This is a genomic window from Pseudomonas sp. KB-10 (genome assembly GCF_018221585.1).
Classification (GTDB): Bacteria; Pseudomonadota; Gammaproteobacteria; order Pseudomonadales; family Pseudomonadaceae; genus Aquipseudomonas; species Aquipseudomonas yangonensis.
In genome coordinates, this window is the sequence record NZ_QYYB01000004.1 from 527,573 (window position 1) to 540,570 (window position 12,998).

At 63.0% G+C, this 12,998-nt stretch carries 13 protein-coding genes; 7 read left to right on the top strand and 6 right to left on the bottom strand.

Going from position 1 to position 12,998, the window contains the following annotated elements; all coding sequences use genetic code 11:
- Nucleotides 1–12: 12 nt before the first annotated feature.
- From DXK50_RS14335 to rarD, 4 genes are all read left to right on the top strand, one after another.
- Nucleotides 13–327, top strand: coding sequence for a 3-phosphoglycerate kinase (locus DXK50_RS14335; protein ID WP_161864517.1), 315 nt, complete (start codon nt 13–15; stop codon nt 325–327).
- A gap of 136 nt (nt 328–463) precedes the next feature.
- A complete protein-coding gene (locus DXK50_RS14340) occupies nt 464–1,063 on the top strand; it encodes an FMN-dependent NADH-azoreductase (RefSeq protein ID WP_212630764.1) in 600 nt (199 codons plus the stop codon).
- 163 nt (nt 1,064–1,226) lie between these two features.
- Nucleotides 1,227–2,099, top strand: a complete 873-nt coding sequence (locus DXK50_RS14345) for a carboxylate/amino acid/amine transporter (protein ID WP_212630765.1) — start codon at nt 1,227–1,229, stop codon at nt 2,097–2,099.
- Complete coding sequence (gene rarD / locus DXK50_RS14350; protein WP_161864514.1) at nt 2,099–2,992, top strand: EamA family transporter RarD; 894 nt, start codon at nt 2,099–2,101, stop codon at nt 2,990–2,992. The genes DXK50_RS14345 and rarD overlap by 1 nt, the downstream gene beginning before the upstream one ends.
- On the opposite strand, the gene DXK50_RS14355 is transcribed toward rarD, so the two are convergent.
- Together DXK50_RS14355 and DXK50_RS14360 are read right to left on the bottom strand one after the other, a co-directional pair.
- Nucleotides 2,993–3,571, bottom strand: a complete 579-nt coding sequence (locus tag DXK50_RS14355) for a dihydrofolate reductase family protein (protein WP_212630766.1) — start codon at nt 3,569–3,571, stop codon at nt 2,993–2,995.
- Between the two features lie 85 nt (nt 3,572–3,656).
- Entirely contained in the window at nt 3,657–4,067 is a 411-nt protein-coding gene (locus tag DXK50_RS14360) for an anti-virulence regulator CigR family protein (RefSeq protein ID WP_161864512.1), read from the bottom strand.
- 199 nt (nt 4,068–4,266) lie between these two features.
- On the opposite strand from DXK50_RS14360, the gene DXK50_RS14365 reads away from it, so the two are divergent.
- Nucleotides 4,267–5,592: a DEAD/DEAH box helicase gene (locus tag DXK50_RS14365; protein WP_212630767.1), complete on the top strand. Its 1,326-nt coding sequence runs from the start codon at nt 4,267–4,269 to the stop codon at nt 5,590–5,592.
- A 58-nt stretch (nt 5,593–5,650) separates the two neighbouring features.
- Here DXK50_RS14365 and DXK50_RS14370 read toward each other — a convergent pair whose 3' ends face one another.
- Both DXK50_RS14370 and DXK50_RS14375 read right to left on the bottom strand, forming a co-directional pair.
- Nucleotides 5,651–7,486, bottom strand: a complete 1,836-nt coding sequence (locus DXK50_RS14370; RefSeq protein ID WP_212630768.1) for an ABC transporter ATP-binding protein — start codon at nt 7,484–7,486, stop codon at nt 5,651–5,653.
- A gap of 43 nt (nt 7,487–7,529) precedes the next feature.
- Nucleotides 7,530–8,594, bottom strand: coding sequence for a metal-dependent hydrolase (locus DXK50_RS14375; RefSeq protein ID WP_212630769.1), 1,065 nt, complete (start codon nt 8,592–8,594; stop codon nt 7,530–7,532).
- Nucleotides 8,595–8,724: 130 nt separating this feature from the next.
- On the opposite strand from DXK50_RS14375, the gene arfB reads away from it, so the two are divergent.
- A complete protein-coding gene (arfB, locus tag DXK50_RS14380; protein WP_212630770.1) occupies nt 8,725–9,138 on the top strand; it encodes an alternative ribosome rescue aminoacyl-tRNA hydrolase ArfB in 414 nt (137 codons plus the stop codon).
- 352 nt (nt 9,139–9,490) lie between these two features.
- Here arfB and DXK50_RS14385 read toward each other — a convergent pair whose 3' ends face one another.
- Together DXK50_RS14385 and gap are read right to left on the bottom strand one after the other, a co-directional pair.
- Entirely contained in the window at nt 9,491–9,955 is a 465-nt protein-coding gene (locus tag DXK50_RS14385) for a methylglyoxal synthase (protein ID WP_161864507.1), read from the bottom strand.
- A gap of 12 nt (nt 9,956–9,967) precedes the next feature.
- The gene (gene gap, locus DXK50_RS14390) at nt 9,968–10,969 is read right to left on the bottom strand and encodes a type I glyceraldehyde-3-phosphate dehydrogenase (RefSeq protein WP_024307293.1); all 1,002 of its coding nucleotides are present in this window, start codon (nt 10,967–10,969) and stop codon (nt 9,968–9,970) included.
- 130 nt (nt 10,970–11,099) lie between these two features.
- On the opposite strand from gap, the gene edd reads away from it, so the two are divergent.
- Nucleotides 11,100–12,923 carry a phosphogluconate dehydratase gene (gene edd / locus DXK50_RS14395; RefSeq protein WP_212630771.1) on the top strand — a complete coding sequence of 608 codons (1,824 nt, stop codon included), beginning with the start codon at nt 11,100–11,102 and terminating at the stop codon, nt 12,921–12,923.
- Nucleotides 12,924–12,998 lie beyond the last annotated feature (75 nt).

Sequence of the window (12,998 nt, forward strand, 5' to 3'; positions counted from 1 at the left end):
TGGAGAGCACCGATGAAAAAAATAATCTGCTTGCTGTTCGCCTTTGTGCCGCTGGCCGCCCATGCCTACCCCATCGAAGTGGAAAAACAGCTCAACGGCGCAGAGATCTCGGCCACCACCCAGGATATCGACCACAACATGGCGGCGTTGATGCTCTACAACTACGGCCAGAGCGAGGCCGAATGCAGTGCGGTGTTCCGTAACGGCCCCGAGGCGCCGCGCACCCGTCGTACCGTCCTGGCCCCGGGTGCCAGCAACAACATGACGGTCAAGTTCAGCCGTAGCGTGATTCGCCTGCGCATCAGCCTGACCTGCGGCCTCAAGTGATGAAAAGCCTAAACGCGGCTTGCAGATAAATCAAATTAATCGATATATGTAGGCGGATATTTACGCTTTTTAATCGAATACTGCATCTCTACTCTGTGCTCCATCGACTCTCAACCCACTCGATGGAGCCTCAGACATGTCCCGTGTTCTCGTAATCGAAAGCAGCGCCCGCCAGCAAGGTTCGGTCTCCCGCGAGCTGACTCAGCAATTCATCGCCAAGTGGCAGGCTGCGCATCCGGCTGACCATGTTCAGGTTCGCGACCTGGCGGCCGAGCCGGTGCCGCACCTCGACGCCACGCTACTGGGTGGCTGGATGACTCCGAACGAACAGCAGAGCGAGGCGGAAAAAGCCGCGCTGGCGCGTTCCAATCAACTGACCGACGAACTGCTGGCCGCCGATGTGCTGGTGCTGGCGGCGCCGATGTACAACTTCGCCATTCCCAGCACCCTGAAGGCCTGGCTGGACCATGTGCTGCGCGCTGGCGTTACCTTCAAGTACACCGAAACCGGCCCGCAGGGGCTGCTGACCGGCAAGCGCGCTTTCGTGCTGACCGCTCGCGGCGGCATCTACGCCGGTAGCGGCCTGGATCACCAGGAGCCCTACCTGCGTCAGGCGCTGGCCTTTATCGGTATTCACGACGTGCAGTTCATCCACGCCGAAGGCCTCAACCTGGGGGCCGAGTTCAGCGAAAAGGGTCTGGCTCAGGCCAAGGCCAAGCTGGCAGAGGTGGCCTGATACCGATCCTGCTCTCCTGAGCGCCCGCTAGCGGGTGCGCTATGCCGGTCGCTTCGCATGGAAGTGACCGGCTTTTTTATTTGGCCGACCAGCAGACACTGAAGCACGGATTGTCCGCGGCAGGGGAACGCGCTAAGGTCGCCGCCTTCCTTCGGAGGTGGCTGTGCGATATCTGCTGATAGTGACCGTGCTGTGGGCTTTTTCCTTCAGCCTGATCGGTGAATACCTGGCCGGCAGGGTGGACAGTTACTTCGCGGTGCTGACGCGTATCGTCATCGCCGGCCTGCTGTTCGTACCGCTGACCCGCTGGCGCGGCCACGCCCCGGCGTTCGTGCGCGGCATGCTGCTGATCGGCGCGTTGCAGTTCGGCATCACCTACGTCTGCCTGTACCTGAGCTTCTCGGTACTGACAGTGCCGGAAGTCCTGCTGTTCACCATCCTTACGCCACTGCACGTGACGTTGATCGAGGATGCGCTGAACCGCAGGTTCAACCCCTGGGCACTGGCCGCTGCACTGGTGGCGGTGTTGGGCGCCGGGATCATCCGCTACGACGGTATCAGCAGCGGCTTCTTGCTCGGTTTTCTGTTGCTGCAGGTAGCCAACTTCACCTTCGCGGCCGGACAGGTGCTGTACAAGCATCTGCTGCTCAGGCACCCCTCGAGCGAGCCGCAATACAAGCGTTTCGGTTTCTTCTACCTGGGCGCGCTGCTGATTGCGTTGCCGGCCTTCCTGCTGCTGGGCAACGGCGAGCGTCTGCCAGGCTCAGCGCTGCAATGGGGCGTGCTGGTGTGGCTCGGCGTGATCGCATCGGGTCTCGGCCTGTACTGGTGGAACAAGGGCGCCAGCCTGGTCGATGGCGGTACGCTGGCGGTGATGAACAATGCGCTGGTGCCTGCCGGTCTGCTGGTCAACCTGCTGATCTGGAACCACGACGCCGATCTGCAGCGCCTGGCTCTGGGCGGAGCGGTGATCGCCGCGTCCCTGCCGCTGGCCAACCTGGGCGGTAAAGGTTGTAGGCCGGCCGAGGCGCATTGATGGGGCTGTCAGGGCGTGGTGTTGCGTTGTCAATTGGCGCCTCGATGCTGTTCGCCTTGCTGCCGGGCTATGTGCAGTGGCTGAGCCCGCTCGATGGTGTGCAGATATTCGCGCAGCGCGTGCTCTGGTCGATTCCTCTTGTCCTGCTGTTGGTGGTGCTGGCGCGACAGACCGCTTCGCTGCGCGAGACCTTTGCCCGCCTGCGACGCGAGCCGTTGTTGCTGGCCGCCTGCCCGCTGGCGGCAACGCTGATCGGCGTGCAGTGGGGGTTGTTTCTTTGGGCGCCACTGGCCGGGCACATGCTGGAAGTGTCGATGGGCTATTTTCTCCTGCCGCTCGCGTTGGTGCTGACCGGGCGATTGTTTTATGGCGAGCGGTTGCGTCCATTGCAGCGGTTGGCCGTGGCTTGCGCCATGCTCGGCGTGTTGCACGAACTCTGGCGTACCCAGGCGTTCTCCTGGCTTACCCTGGTCACCGCCTTGGGCTATCCGCCGTACATGATGCTGCGCCGATGGATGCGCCTGGATGCGCTATCGGGCTTCGTATTGGAAATGCTGATGCTGGCGCCTTTGGCGATCTGGCTGATCGTCGCCCACGGCCCTGTCGGCGCGTTCGCCGATCGCCCGCTGCTATGGTTGCTGGTGCCGGTGATGGCCCTGATCGGCACCTTGGCGTTTGCCGCATACATGGCCTCGAGCAGACTGCTGCCTCTCGGGCTTTTCGGCATTCTCAGCTATGTCGAGCCGGTGCTCCTGTTCGGCGTGGCACTACTGGTGCTGGGCGAGACCTTCGATGCGGGACAATGGCTGACCTACCTGCCGATCTGGGCGGCAGTGCTGTTGGTCGGTTGGGATAGTGCCCGTCTGCTGCGCAAGCAGCAGCTCGGACGCTGATCAGGCTGCAGTGCTGCGCGCTGCGGGAATCTGAGAGGACTTGCTGGCCTGCTTCTGTACCTGGTAATGCACCTGCAGGGTGCCACTGTTGAAGCGTCGCTGCTCGCTCAGCGTCAGGCTGCGCTCCATACCGGTGGCCAGTAGCGGAACGCCGGCGCCAAGCAGATGCGGCACCAGGTTGATCATTACTTCGTCGATCAGCCCGGCGGTGTAGCAGTTGCCGGCCAGCAGGCTGCCGCCGACCAGCCAGATGCGCTGGAATCCCGCTTCATTCAAGGCCGCGACTGCCTGGGCTGGGGTGCAATGGGTCAGCTGAACTTCATCCGTCGCACGCGGCAGGGCCAGGCGAGTCAGCACCACACAGGGCTTGCCGGGGTATGGCCAGGGACCGCCGCGCTGCAGTAGCGCTTCGTAGGTGACCCGACCCATCAGCAGGGCATCGATACCTGAGTAAAAGTACTGGAAGCTGTACTCCTCGTCGGCCTGACGCAACGAATCGAACCAGTCGATGCGGCCATCGGGACGCGCGATGTAGCCATCGAGACTGGAGGTGACGTGGTAGATCAGGGACGGGTTCATCATGCACCTCGAAGGGCTATCTGAGAGTTGGATTGGCGCTGCTGAAACAAGTTCGTCGTGCGCCGCACCGCTTGTCGGAAGCCGCTCAGTCCAGAACGTTGCGCAGGATTTCGTAGACGATGCCGGTCGCGATGGCGACCAGTACAACGTCGCGGCCGATCTGCTTCCACTCGTAGCCCTCGTAGTGGGGCAGGCGTGATACCAGGCGGCTGTCGAAGTTCTTGGCGATACCCGGAGGCAGTGGCTTGCCGCGTGCCAGGTTCTTGGCGATTCCCGGCGGCAGGGACGAGGTCGGGCCGATCAACTGGCGATTTTCGCCGAGGATGATGCGCACCTGGCCGATATCCACGCTCGGGCCGCGCAAGTCGATCTGCACGCCGCCATCATGCTGATGGCCCGGTTTGCCTTTGCCGGGCGGCGGGCTGGCCAGAGCCGGCGATGCGGCCAGCAGGATGCACAGGCCGATGCTGAGGGTTGCCTGGGGTTTGGTGAGCATGGCTCTGCACTCCTTGGTCAGTGATGCCTATTGGATATCAGGCGAGCCGTCTCGGTTCCTCCGCGCCGCTGCCGGATGGCGTCTGCAGGCGGCCGTCCGTCGGCGTGCGAATGTGTGGCTCGTGCAAAGAAATTCGGCCCCGGCGCCGGAAACCGTTAGGCTATGCACCGTTTTGTCGATCTTTCGAGGTAGTGCCCCCGTGTTTGCCCAATTCGCCCTGCATGAACGCCTGCTTAAAGCCGTGGCCGAGCTTAACTTCGTCGAGCCGACGCCAGTGCAGGCGGCGGCGATTCCGCCTGCACTGGAGGGCAAGGACCTGCGGGTGATCGCCCAGACCGGCAGCGGCAAGACCGCCGCCTTCGTCCTGCCGCTGCTCAATCGCCTGCTCGGTGATGGCAACTCCAGGCAGCGCCTGAGCATTCGCGCGCTGATCCTGCTGCCGACCCGTGAGCTGGCACAGCAAACGCTCAAGGAAGTCGAGCGCTTCGCCCAGTTCACCTTCCTCAAGGCCGGCCTGGTCACCGGTGGCGAGGACTTCAAGGTGCAGGCGGCGATGATGCGCAAGATCGACATTCTGATCGGCACGCCGGGGCGCCTGATCGAGCACGCCAACGCCGGCAATCTGCCGCTCGATGAGGTGGAGGTGCTGGTATTCGACGAGGCCGACCGCATGCTCGACATGGGCTTCGCCGAATACGCCCAGCGCCTGGCCGAAGCCTGTGGCCCGCACCAGACCCTGCTGTTCTCTGCCACCACGGGTGGCAACGGCCTGCGCGAGATGGTCGCCAAGGTGCTCAAGGAGCCGCAGCACCTGATGCTCAACAGCGTCAGCCAGCTCAACGAGGGCACGCGGCAGCAGATCATCACCGCCGATCACAACCATCACAAGGAGCAGCTGGTTGACTGGCTGCTGGCCAACGAAAGCTATGACAAGGCCATCGTCTTCACCAATACCCGGGTGCAGGCCGACCGACTGTACGGCAAGTTGGTCGCCGCCGGGGTCAAGACCTTCGTGCTGCACGGCGAGAAGGACCAGAAGGACCGCAAACTTGCCATCGAGCGTCTGCGTCAGGGCGCGGTTCGCGTGCTGGTCGCCACCGACGTGGCCGCGCGCGGTCTGGATGTCGAGGGGCTGGATCTGGTGATCAACTTCGACATGCCGCGCTCAGGCGACGAATACGTGCACCGCATCGGCCGTACCGGCCGCGCCGGTGGCGAAGGCCTGGCGGTGTCGCTGATCTGCCATACCGACTGGAATCTGATGTCGAGCATCGAGCGTTACCTCAAGCAGCGTTTCGAGCGCCGCACCATCAAGGAGCTCAAGGGCGCCTACCAGGGGCCGAAGAACCTCAAGGCGTCCGGCAAGGCCGCTGGCAGCAAGAAGAAAAAGGCCGAGAAGAAAGACCCTAAGAACGCCGCTGCGCCCAAGCGCAAGACCGGCCCGCGTCCGGCTGGCAAGCCTTCCACGTTGGTCAGCGCCGACGGCAGCGCGCCGCTCAAGCGCAAGAAGCCGGCGGCGGAGTAAGCAGCTGTTGTGGGAGGCGCTTTAGCGGCGAGTCGCGGCTGAAGCCCCTCCCACAGTTTCACTCCATCCCGACGAAACCACCAGTCTGATGCTGCCACAGGCGTGCATACAGGCCGCCGCGGGCAATCAGTTCGGCGTGGGTGCCGGTTTCGATGACCTGGCCCTTGTCGATCACCACCAGGCGATCCATCCGTGCGATGGTCGACAGGCGGTGAGCGATGGCGATTACCGTCTTGCCTTCCATCAGACTGTCCAGGCTTTCTTGGATGGCCGCTTCGACTTCCGAATCCAGTGCCGAGGTGGCTTCGTCCAGCACCAGGATCGGCGCATTCTTGAGCAGCACGCGGGCGATGGCGATGCGCTGACGCTGACCACCGGACAGCTTCACGCCGCGCTCGCCGACCTGGGCATCCAGGCCGCGACCGCCCTGGCTGTCATCGAGGGTGGGAATGAACGCATCGGCGCGGGCCTTGCGCACCGCTTCCCAGAGTTCCTCGTCACTGGCACCGGGTTTGCCGTAGCGCAGGTTGTCGCGGATCGAACGGTGCAGCAGCGAGGTGTCTTGGGTCACTACGCCAATGTTGGCGCGCAGGCTTTCCTGAGTCACCGTGGTGATGTCCTGATCGTCGATGAGGATGCGGCCGCTCTCCAGGTCGTACAGGCGCAGCAGCAGATTGACCAGGGTCGATTTGCCGGCACCGGAGGGGCCGACCAGGCCAATTCTTTCGCCCGGCGCGATGGCGATATTCAGGCCACCGATCACGCCGCCCTTCTTGCCATAGTGGAAATGAATGTCCTCGAAACGCACACCGCCCTCAGGTACCCGGAGCGGACGGGCATCTGCGCGGTCGAGCACCTGGCGTGGCTGGACGATGGTCTGCATGCCGTCCTGCACGGTGCCGACGTTCTCGAAGATGCCGTTGACCACCCACATGATCCATTCGGCCATGTTGTTGATGCGGATCACCAGTCCCAGGGACAGGGCGATGGCGCCCGTGGTGATCAGCGATTGGCTCCACAGCCACAGCGCCAGGGCGCCGGTGCCGACTATCAGTACGCCGTTCAGGCAGGTGATGAGGAAGTCCAGGGCGGTGATGGTGCGAGACTGCAGGCGAAACTTGTCGAGCAGGTCCTGCATGGCTTCGCGGGCGTAGCTTTCCTCTTCCTGCGAATGGGCGAACAGCTTGAGTGTGGCGATGTTGCTGTAGCCGTCCACCACCCGGCCCATCACCTTGGAGCGCGCCGAGGAGGCGGCTGCCGAGCGTGCCTTGATGCGTGGCACGAAGTACCACAGCGCCGCGCTGTAGCCGACGATCCACAGGGCCAGCGGCACCACCAGGCGCAGATCGGCCGCAGCGAACAGATACAGCGCGCTGCCGGCATAGACCACCACGTGCCACAACGCGTCGATCACCTGCATGGCCGAGTCGCGCAGGGAGGGGCCGGTCTGCATCACGCGCTGGGCAACGCGGCCGGCGAAGTCGTTCTGGAAGAAGCTCAGGCTCTGCTTGAGCACGTAACGGTGGTTCTGCCAGCGAATCAGGTTGGTCAGGCCGGGGTTCACCGCCTGATGGGTGAGCAGGTTGTGCAGGCCGAACACCACAGGGCGGATGACGAGTGCTACCAGCAGCATCCATAACAGTTCACGCTGGTGCTCATGGAAGAAGGTGCTGGCGTCCGTGCTGGCCTGGGCCATGTCGATCAATTGGCCAAGGAAGCTGAACAGCGCCACTTCGATCAGGGCGGCGAAGAAACCAATGATCAGCACGGCCAGCATCAGTGGCCACACCTGTTTCAGGTAGTGGCCGTAGAAACGCAGCATGCCGGCTGGCGGGGCGACGTCGGGACTGGGTTTGAAAACGTCGATCAGGGATTCGAAGCGGCGAAACAGCATTGCAGGCGTCCTGCCCAGATGAGTGGACGCCGATATTAACCTCTCAGTGCGAGCGAGTCTCAGTCAAAAGCGGTTTCTGCAACTCGCTGGCCCAAGCCAGCAGTGGAACCTTTAGCTCAGGCTGCCAGATGCGCTTGAACAGCAGGGTCAGGTGTTCGACTTCTCCACGTGCGAAAGGTAGGCGATCGATACGCTCATGGATTCGCCACTGGCCGTCCTGCCGGTGAGCAAAGTCGAAACGGAAGGGATGAAAGCCAGTCATGCCCAGACGCAGGTCGGTGACGATCAGGTGCTCGCCGGCCAGGTCGTAACGCAGCACGCCACCGGTGAACCACTCCAGGCGCTGGTGCATGGCTGAATCCGCCAGCAGTTCGCGCAGGTGCGTACCGCGTGGCAGGCGCTGCAGTTGCGGCGGCTCGTCATCGAACCAGCCGATCAGGGCTTCGTGATAGTCCTCGCCGTCCAGCACGACGACCCGCCACAGCAGGGTATTGAAAGGCGTCGGCGTGACGAACAGTTGTTCGGCCTGGATGCCCTGACGGGCCAGTTCGCGCTCCACGCGCTGTTCGGCCATGAACTTGCCGGCCAGGCTGAAGCCGATGTACAGGGTCGAAACAGCCAGAGCGACGGCTGGGACTCGCCAGCTCTGCTCGCGCAGCCCGGTGAACAGGCTGATCACCACCGCGGCGATCAGTGGCACGGTGTACAGCGGGTCGATGATGAACAGGCTGGACCAGGCCGTGGGCGTCGGCATCAGCGGCCAGAACAGCTGGGTGCCGTAACTGGTGAAGGCGTCCAGCAAGGGATGGGTGATCAGCACCAGCCATAGCGTCAGCAACAGGCGGTTGGTTGAGTAGCCCGGATGTCGGCGAAAGCGCCTGATCAGCCAGGTCAGCAGCAGGGCCAGGCCGCTTAGAACGAACAGCGAATGGCTGAAGCCGCGGTGGTAGGTCATGTTCGCCACGGCATCGCCGTAATCCATGACCACGTCCAGGTCGGGAAGGGTGGCCAGCGTGGCGCCATAGAGCAGGGCTTTGCGCCCCTGCCAGCGGCCGAGCAGCGCGCCCTGGATGCTGGCGCCGAGTACCGCCTGGGTTATGGAGTCCATCGAGTGCGTCCGAAAAAATACAGGCCGTTACGTTAGCCGAGGGGTTCGGCAAATGCCGTGGGAAATTTCAAGCAAAGATTACAGCTGTGGCGGGTATCCTGATGACCATGAGCCTCAAGAAATCCTGTCCATGCTGATCGTCTCCAACAGTGTTCATATTCCCGATGAGGAAATCGAGCTGACCGCCATCCGCGCCCAGGGCGCTGGCGGGCAGAACGTCAACAAGGTGTCCAGCGCCGTGCACCTGCGCTTCGACAGCCAGGCCTCGTCGTTGCCGCCGTTCTACAAGGAGCGTTTGCTGGCGCTTGCCGACAGTCGTATCACCGCAGGCGGCGTGGTGGTGATCAAGGCGCAGCAGTATCGCACCCAGGAGCAGAATCGCGCCGATGCCCTTGAGCGTCTTGCCGAGTTGATCCGCAGCGCCGGCAAGGTGGAAAAGAAGCGCCGCCCGACCAAGCCGACCCTGGGTTCGAAAAAGCTCCGACTGGATGGCAAGAGCAAACGCGGGGCGATCAAGGCGGGGCGGGGCAAGGTGGATTTCTAGAAATGTCGCTGTTTCGACGAAGGGGCCGCTTCAGAGGTAGGTTTATTATTGTGGGTACAGTGCGTTCTGGTTTCGCCCCTTACGGGCGAGTCACTTTCTCTTGCTTGCCCAAGAGAAAGTAACCAAAGAGAAGGGCACCCAACATCCGGCCCCGGCTGCGCCGGGGTTCCCTCGCTCCATCACCACTCCAGGGGCACGCTGCGAAGGGCCATCCCTGGCCCATCGCAGCTCATGCGACATCCATGTCGCTCAACCCCTTACGCGGCGATTCCACTCGGCCTCCTGAAGGGGATCGGGTGTCGCTCTTGAGGACTTGATTCACGCCTGGCCTGCAGCCCGAGTGCGGCAGCCATTAGCCGCGTGCTGCCAGATAAGCCTGATAGTCGGGGATGCGATATTCGTGCTGCTGTTCCAGCAGGCTGCTGCTGAGCAGGTAATCGGCGCTGCTTTCGTTGCAGGCCACCGGTATGTTCCATACCGCAGCCACGCGCAGCAGCGCCTTGATATCGGGATCGTGTGGCTGCGGTTCGAACGGGTCCCAGAAGAACACCAGCATGTCCACGCGTTGTTCGGCGATGCGTGCACCGATCTGCTGGTCGCCGCCCAGCGGGCCGCTGATCATGCTCTCCACCGGTAAATCCAGGCGTTTGCTCAGAAGCAGGCCGGTGGTGCCGGTGGCCACCAGCTCGTGGCGTGCCAGCTTGTCACGTTGGCGTTCGCACCAGTCCAGCAGAAAGCCCTTGCAGTGATCGTGCGCCACCAGGGCGATGCGCTTGCGCGCCGGCAGCTCGGCGCGGGTGAAGCTGATACGGCTCATCGAGCCTCCTGTTCAGTGCAGGCGGGCCAGGACCAAACAGTTGTCCAGCATGCGGTTGGAGAAGCCCCACTCGTTGTCATACCAGGCCATGACCTTGAGCAGCTTGCCGCTGACCTTGGTGTGGTTGGCGTCGAAGATCGATGACAGCGGATTGTGGTTGAAATCACAGGACACCAGCGGCAGAGCGTTGTAACCGAGAACCGGGGATTGCTCGCTGGCAGCCTTGAGCAGGGCGTTAACTTCCTCTGCGGTGGTTTCGCGCTTGACCTGCACGGTCAGATCGACCAGCGACACGTTGATCACCGGTACGCGCACGGCCATGCCGGTAAGCTTGCCGGCCAGCTCCGGCAGTACCAGGCCGACCGCTTCGGCGGCGCCGGTTTTGGTCGGGATCATCGATTGGGTTGCCGAGCGCGCGCGGTACAGGTCGCTGTGGTACACATCGGACAGGTTCTGGTCGTTGGTGTAGGCGTGGATGGTGGTCATCAGTCCCTGTTCGATACCCAGCTCGCGCTGCAGCACCTGCGCCACAGGCGCCAGGCAGTTGGTGGTGCAGGAGGCGTTGGAGATGATCTGCATGTCCGGCGTCAGCACCTGTTCGTTGACGCCGTACACCACGGTGGCGTCGGCGCCTTTGGCAGGTGCGGAGATCAATACCTTGCGCGCGCCGGCTGCGAGATGCGCGGCTGCCTTGTCTCGTTCGGTGAACAGCCCGGTGCATTCGAGCACCACATCGACCTGATGGGTTTTCCAGGGCAGCTCGGCCGGGTTGCGAATGGCGCTGACGGCGATGCGATCACCCTTTATCCACAGGCTTTCGCCGTCGACTTTCACTTCTTCGGGGAAATGGCCGTGGACGCTGTCATATTGCAGGAGGTGCGCGTTGATCGTGCTGTCGCCCAGATCGTTGATCGCCACGACCTGCAGATGCTGACGATAATTCTGGGTATAGAGTGCGCGTAGCACGTTGCGGCCGATACGGCCGAAGCCGTTGATGGCGATTCGTAGTGTCATGGTGAGGGTCTCGTGAATTTGTTGTTGTAATTACAAGATTATTCCCATCGCTATAGAAATCAAGCCCGTTGGGTGGCAGTATTTTGTTGTAAATACAAACAGAAGCTAGAAGCTAGCCTGGAGATTTCCCATGCATCCCCGCGTTGTCGAAGTTACCGAACGTCTTGTCGAGCGCAGTCGTGCCACGCGTCAGCGCTACCTTCAGATGATCCGTGCAGCTGCCAGCGAAGGTCCGCAGCGGGGCAAGCTGCAATGCGCCAACTTCGCTCATGGCGTGGCCGGCTGCAGTGGTCACGACAAGCAGACCCTGCGCCTGATGGATGCCGCCAATGTGGCCATCGTTTCCGCCTACAACGATATGTTGTCGGCGCACCAGCCCTATGAGGCCTTTCCCGAGCAGATCAAGCAGGCGTTGCGCGAGCTGGGCTCGGTCGGGCAGTTCGCCGGTGGCGTGCCGGCCATGTGTGACGGCGTCACTCAGGGCGAACCGGGCATGGAGCTGGGCATCGCCAGCCGTGAGGTGATCGCCATGTCCACCGCCGTGGCGCTGTCGCACAACATGTTCGATGCCGCGCTGTACCTGGGGGTGTGCGACAAGATCGTGCCGGGCCTGGTGATGGGCGCGTTGCGCTTCGGCCATCTGCCATCGCTGTTCGTGCCGGCCGGGCCGATGACCTCGGGGTTGTCCAACAAGGAAAAAGCCGACGTGCGCCAGCGCTACGCGGAAGGCAAGGCGACCCGAGACGAGCTGCTGGCGGCGGAAATGGCGGCCTACCACGGGCCGGGCACCTGCACCTTCTATGGCACCGCCAATACCAATCAGTTGCTGATGGAGGTGATGGGGTTGCACCTTCCTGGCGCTTCCTTCATCAATCCCGGCACGCCGCTGCGCGAGGCGCTGACCCGTGAAGCCGCGCAGCAGGTGACGCGGTTGACCAAGCAAAGCGGGAATTTCATGCCCATCGGCGAGATCGTCGACGAGCGCTGTCTGGTCAACTCCATCGTCGCCCTGCACGCCACTGGCGGCTCGACCAACCATACCCTGCACATGCCGGCCATCGCCCGCGCTGCCGGCATCCTGCTGACCTGGCAGGACATGGCCGACCTGTCCGAGGTGGTGCCGACCCTGGCCCATGTCTATCCCAACGGCAAGGCCGACATCAACCACTTCCAGGCTGCCGGCGGCATGGCCTTCCTGATCCGTCAGCTGCTCGAGGCGGGCTTGCTGCACGAAGAGGTCAATACCGTGGCCGGCCGAGGGCTCTCGCGTTATACCCGAGAGCCCTTCCTCGAGAATGGCGAGCTGGTCTGGCGCGATGGACCGACCGAGAGCCTGGAGCAAAGCGTGCTGCGTCCGATAGCGCAGCCGTTCTCGGCAGAAGGCGGACTGCGCCTGATGCAGGGCAATCTCGGTCGTGGCGTGATGAAGGTGTCCGCCGTGGCGCCCGAGCATCAGGTGGTTGAGGCGCCGGCGCTGGTGTTCGAGGATCAGCTGGAGCTGGTCGAGGCGTTCAAGGCCGGCAAGCTGGAGCGCGATTTCGTTGCCGTGGTGCGTTTCCAGGGGCCACGCAGCAACGGCATGCCCGAACTACACAAGATGACGCCTTATCTGGGCGTGTTGCAGGATCGCGGTTTCAAGGTGGCGCTGGTCACCGACGGGCGCATGTCCGGTGCCTCGGGCAAGATCCCGGCGGCCATTCACGTCTGCCCGGAGGCCTTCGATGGCGGGCCGCTGGCACGGGTGCGCGACGGCGACCTGATTCGTGTCGATGGTCAGAGCGGGCAGCTGACGCTGCAGGTCGACGAGGCTGAGTTCGCCGCACGTGAGACGGCGGCCAGGCCGGCTCCGGCAATGGGCTGCGGGCGCGAGTTGTTCGCTTTCATGCGTCACAACTTCAGCACGGCGGAGCAGGGCGCCAGTGCCTTTACCGAGAGCCTCGAGTCGCTGGTCTGAGGCAGGCGCCAGTAGCCCGGATGAAATCCGGGAATCGCTGGTGCAAGAGCCCGGATTGCATCCGGGCTACTCGCC

Bases quoted from the DNA above. Each gene is read 5' to 3' on its own strand.
- DXK50_RS14335 (WP_161864517.1), top strand. From the start codon at position 13: ATGAAAAAAATAATCTGCTTGCTGTTCGCCTTTGTGCCGCTGGCCGCC.
- DXK50_RS14340 (WP_212630764.1), top strand. From the start codon at position 464: ATGTCCCGTGTTCTCGTAATCGAAAGCAGCGCCCGCCAGCAAGGTTCG.
- rarD (WP_161864514.1), top strand. From the start codon at position 2,099: ATGGGGCTGTCAGGGCGTGGTGTTGCGTTGTCAATTGGCGCCTCGATG.
- DXK50_RS14355 (WP_212630766.1), bottom strand. From the start codon at position 3,571: ATGAACCCGTCCCTGATCTACCACGTCACCTCCAGTCTCGATGGCTAC.
- DXK50_RS14360 (WP_161864512.1), bottom strand. From the start codon at position 4,067: ATGCTCACCAAACCCCAGGCAACCCTCAGCATCGGCCTGTGCATCCTG.
- DXK50_RS14370 (WP_212630768.1), bottom strand. From the start codon at position 7,486: ATGCTGTTTCGCCGCTTCGAATCCCTGATCGACGTTTTCAAACCCAGT.
- DXK50_RS14375 (WP_212630769.1), bottom strand. From the start codon at position 8,594: ATGGACTCCATAACCCAGGCGGTACTCGGCGCCAGCATCCAGGGCGCG.
- arfB (WP_212630770.1), top strand. From the start codon at position 8,725: ATGCTGATCGTCTCCAACAGTGTTCATATTCCCGATGAGGAAATCGAG.
- DXK50_RS14385 (WP_161864507.1), bottom strand. From the start codon at position 9,955: ATGAGCCGTATCAGCTTCACCCGCGCCGAGCTGCCGGCGCGCAAGCGC.
- gap (WP_024307293.1), bottom strand. From the start codon at position 10,969: ATGACACTACGAATCGCCATCAACGGCTTCGGCCGTATCGGCCGCAAC.
- edd (WP_212630771.1), top strand. From the start codon at position 11,100: ATGCATCCCCGCGTTGTCGAAGTTACCGAACGTCTTGTCGAGCGCAGT.